This is a genomic window from Vibrio sp. 10N.286.46.A8, assembly GCF_041470165.1.
GTDB classification, from domain to species: Bacteria; Pseudomonadota; Gammaproteobacteria; order Enterobacterales; family Vibrionaceae; genus Vibrio; species Vibrio tasmaniensis_A.
This window is the reverse complement of the sequence record NZ_JBFRLX010000127.1, coordinates 1-3,297: the sequence shown is the minus strand read 5'-3', so window position 1 is coordinate 3,297 and position 3,297 is coordinate 1. Positions and strand designations below refer to the sequence as shown.

The following is a 3,297-nucleotide window of genomic DNA, read 5'->3' as shown; positions in this document are numbered from 1 at the left end:
GTATTTTAGGACGAGACATATAAAAACGGAGCATAAAAAAGGAACATAAAAAAACCGCTGACAGGCAGCGGTTCTTCGGAATCAAAATATATCGTTTACTTTGTGTCGGCTTTTTCTTCGGCCTCAGCCAACTTAACTTTTGCTAAGTGCTCGGCTTTAAGAGTAGTAAATATACGGCTTAGCTCTAAGAAAGAGTAACGATGCTCTACATATTCATACACATTGAAAGACACTGACAACTTGTACAGAGAGATCGCATTCGCGTAGTCCCCATTCATATGGTAGCGCTTAGCAAGGTAGAAATATGTCTCAGTTAGACGCTGCGCAAGTAGCGTGTTGTCACGAGTACCGGTCAATATCGCCTTAAAAGCCTGCTCTTCAGTAATGTCATCAAGCATAATCGCGACTAATACCCAACCCCACTGCTCATCGCGGCTCTCGTAACGTTTTTGCAAATCAAGCTTGGCTTGCTCTGGCGTGAGTTCGTGCTGAATGATATATAACCAAAGCGCACGGAATGGATCACTTGGGTCATCGGTATAATGCTTCATCATCTCTTCATTGGCTAAATCATAACGTTCGCCGTAGTAGAGTGCGATAGAGCGATTTCTTTCAGCGTAAGAGTTTGCAGGATCAAGCTCTAACGTAGAATCAAAAGATTCATAAGCGGCATCAAACTCCCCTACTTGCGTAAAGTAAACACCCAAAAGGTTGAAGATATCAGGTTGAGCGGGGTTCAATGAAAGAGACTGATTGAAATCAAGGCGTGCTAAATCACGCAGGCCAACACTATCGTAGTAGTTACCACGTTCAAACAGCATCTTAGATCGAACTTCATCATTCAAGTCCGGGCGCTGTAATAATTGACTAAGACGTGCAATTTGAACCTCTTGCTGAACGCTTGGTTGCAGCGGCACAGCCATTGGTGGATAAACCCAACGTGAGGTGTTATCTGATGTTGTCGCACAACCTGTCAGTACAAGCAGTAAACACATACTCGCGGTTTGAAACCATTTCACAAATAATTACTCCTGTTATGACCGCAATAAAAAAGGGGAGCGATATGCTCCCCTTTATAACATGCTTTTTTACCAATGGGTTAGAAATCACTAAAAAGCGATAGTCCCATTAATAGGCTAAGAATTACTCAGCAGCAGGTGCTTCGCCTTCAGCTGGCGTTTCAACTGCTTCTTTCATGCTTAGACGTACACGGCCTTGACGGTCAATTTCAAGAACCTTAACTGGTACTTCTTGACCTTCAGTTAGGTAGTCAGACACTTTCTCAACGCGCTTATCAGCGATTTGAGAGATGTGTACTAGACCATCTTTACCTGGAAGGATAGTAACGAATGCACCGAAGTCAGCTAGACGAGCAACTTTACCTTGGTAAATGCGGCCAACTTCAACTTCAGCAGTGATCTCTTCGATACGACGGATAGCTTCTTTAGCAGCTGCGCCTTCAGTAGCAGCAATCTTGATTGTGCCATCGTCTTCGATTTCGATTGTAGTACCCGTTTCTTCACAAAGAGCACGGATAACTGCGCCGCCTTTACCGATAACATCTTTGATCTTATCAGAGCTGATTTTCATTGTGTGGATACGTGGAGCGAATTCAGAGATATCTTCACGAGCACCAGAGATAGCTTCATCCATTACAGAAAGGATGTGCTTACGTGCACCTTGCGCTTGGTTAAGTGCAATTTGCATGATCTCTTTAGTGATACCTTCGATCTTGATGTCCATTTGAAGTGCAGTGATACCAGCGTTAGTACCTGCTACTTTAAAGTCCATGTCACCTAGGTGATCTTCGTCGCCAAGGATGTCAGAAAGAACAACGAAATCGTCGCCTTCTTTAACAAGACCCATTGCGATACCCGCAACAGAAGCTTTGATTGGAACACCAGCATCCATAAGTGCTAGAGATGTACCACATACAGAAGCCATTGAAGAAGAACCGTTAGATTCAGTGATTTCCGATACAACACGAACTGTGTATGGGAATTCGTCAACAGAAGGCATTACTGCTTGGATACCACGTTTAGCAAGCTTACCGTGACCAATTTCACGACGCTTAGGAGAACCAACGAAACCAGTCTCACCTACACAGTATGGAGGGAAGTTGTAGTGTAGAAGGAAGTTGTCTTTCTTCTCACCCATTAGGCTGTCGATGATTTGTGCATCACGTTGTGTACCAAGCGTTGCAGTAACAAGTGCTTGAGTTTCACCACGAGTGAATAGAGAAGAACCGTGTGTACGTGGAAGAACACCAGTACGTACGTCTAACGCACGAACCATGTCTTTTTCACGGCCATCGATACGTGGGTTGCCAGCAATGATGCGGCTACGTACTACGTTTTTCTCTAGAGAACCAAGCATGCCGCGGATTTCGCGCTCATCTAGGTTTTCGTCTTGTGCAATTAGAGCTTCAACAGTGTCGTTCTTGATTGCGCCAACTTGCTCGTAACGAGCCATTTTCTCAGTGATCTGGTACGCGTCAGATAGACGAGTTTCAGCTTGCTCAGCAACTTTAGCTTTAAGCTCAGTGTTAACTGCTGGCGCTTCCCAGTTCCAAGATGGAGTTGCAACTTCAGCTGCAAATTCGTTGATCGCTTTGATTACAACTTGTTGTTGGTCGTGACCGTAAACAACAGCTGAAAGCATTTCTTCTTCAGATAGGTTATCTGCTTCAGATTCAACCATAAGTACTGCGCCTTCTGTACCAGACACAACTAGGTCTAGTTTAGAGTTTTCAAGCTCAGTATTTGATGGGTTAAGAACAAGTTCGCCGTCGATGTGACCAACACGTGCAGCACCGATAGGACCATTGAATGGAGCACCAGAGATAGCAAGCGCAGCAGACGTTGCGATCATAGTGATCATGTCTGGGTTTACGTCAGGGTTGATAGAAACAACCGTAGCGATAACTTGAACTTCGTTTTTAAACGCACTTGGGAAAAGTGGACGAATTGGACGGTCAATCAGACGAGCTGTTAGCGTTTCGCCTTCAGAAGGACGACCTTCACGCTTGAAGAAACCACCAGGGATTTTACCCGCAGCGTATGTACGCTCTTGGTAGTTAACTGTTAGAGGGAAGAAATCTTGGCCTGCAACAGCTTCTTTCTTAGCAACAACAGAAACGAATACTGATGTATCGTCCATAGTCGCCATTACAGCAGCAGTAGCTTGACGTGCCATTACGCCCGTTTCTAGAGTTACGGTGTGGTTACCGTACTGGAACGATTTTACAACTGGTTTTTCAAACATTGTATATCCTTAGCTCTAAAGTCATGACTTTAG

General features: G+C 44.5%; 2 protein-coding genes. Both read right to left on the bottom strand.

All coding sequences use genetic code 11. The features are described 5' to 3' along the window. Window positions 1-95: 95 nt before the first annotated feature. Window positions 96-1,019, bottom strand: coding sequence for a lipoprotein NlpI (gene nlpI, locus AB4232_RS13470; protein ID WP_371726951.1), 924 nt, complete (start codon window positions 1,017-1,019; stop codon window positions 96-98). A gap of 124 nt (window positions 1,020-1,143) precedes the next feature. Beyond that, window positions 1,144-3,264: a polyribonucleotide nucleotidyltransferase gene (gene pnp / locus AB4232_RS13465; protein ID WP_009847538.1), complete on the bottom strand. Its 2,121-nt coding sequence runs from the start codon at window positions 3,262-3,264 to the stop codon at window positions 1,144-1,146. Between the last annotated feature and the right edge of the window lie 33 nt (window positions 3,265-3,297).

Bases quoted from the DNA above. Each gene is read 5' to 3' on its own strand.
- pnp (WP_009847538.1), bottom strand. From the start codon at position 3,264: ATGTTTGAAAAACCAGTTGTAAAATCGTTCCAGTACGGTAACCACACC.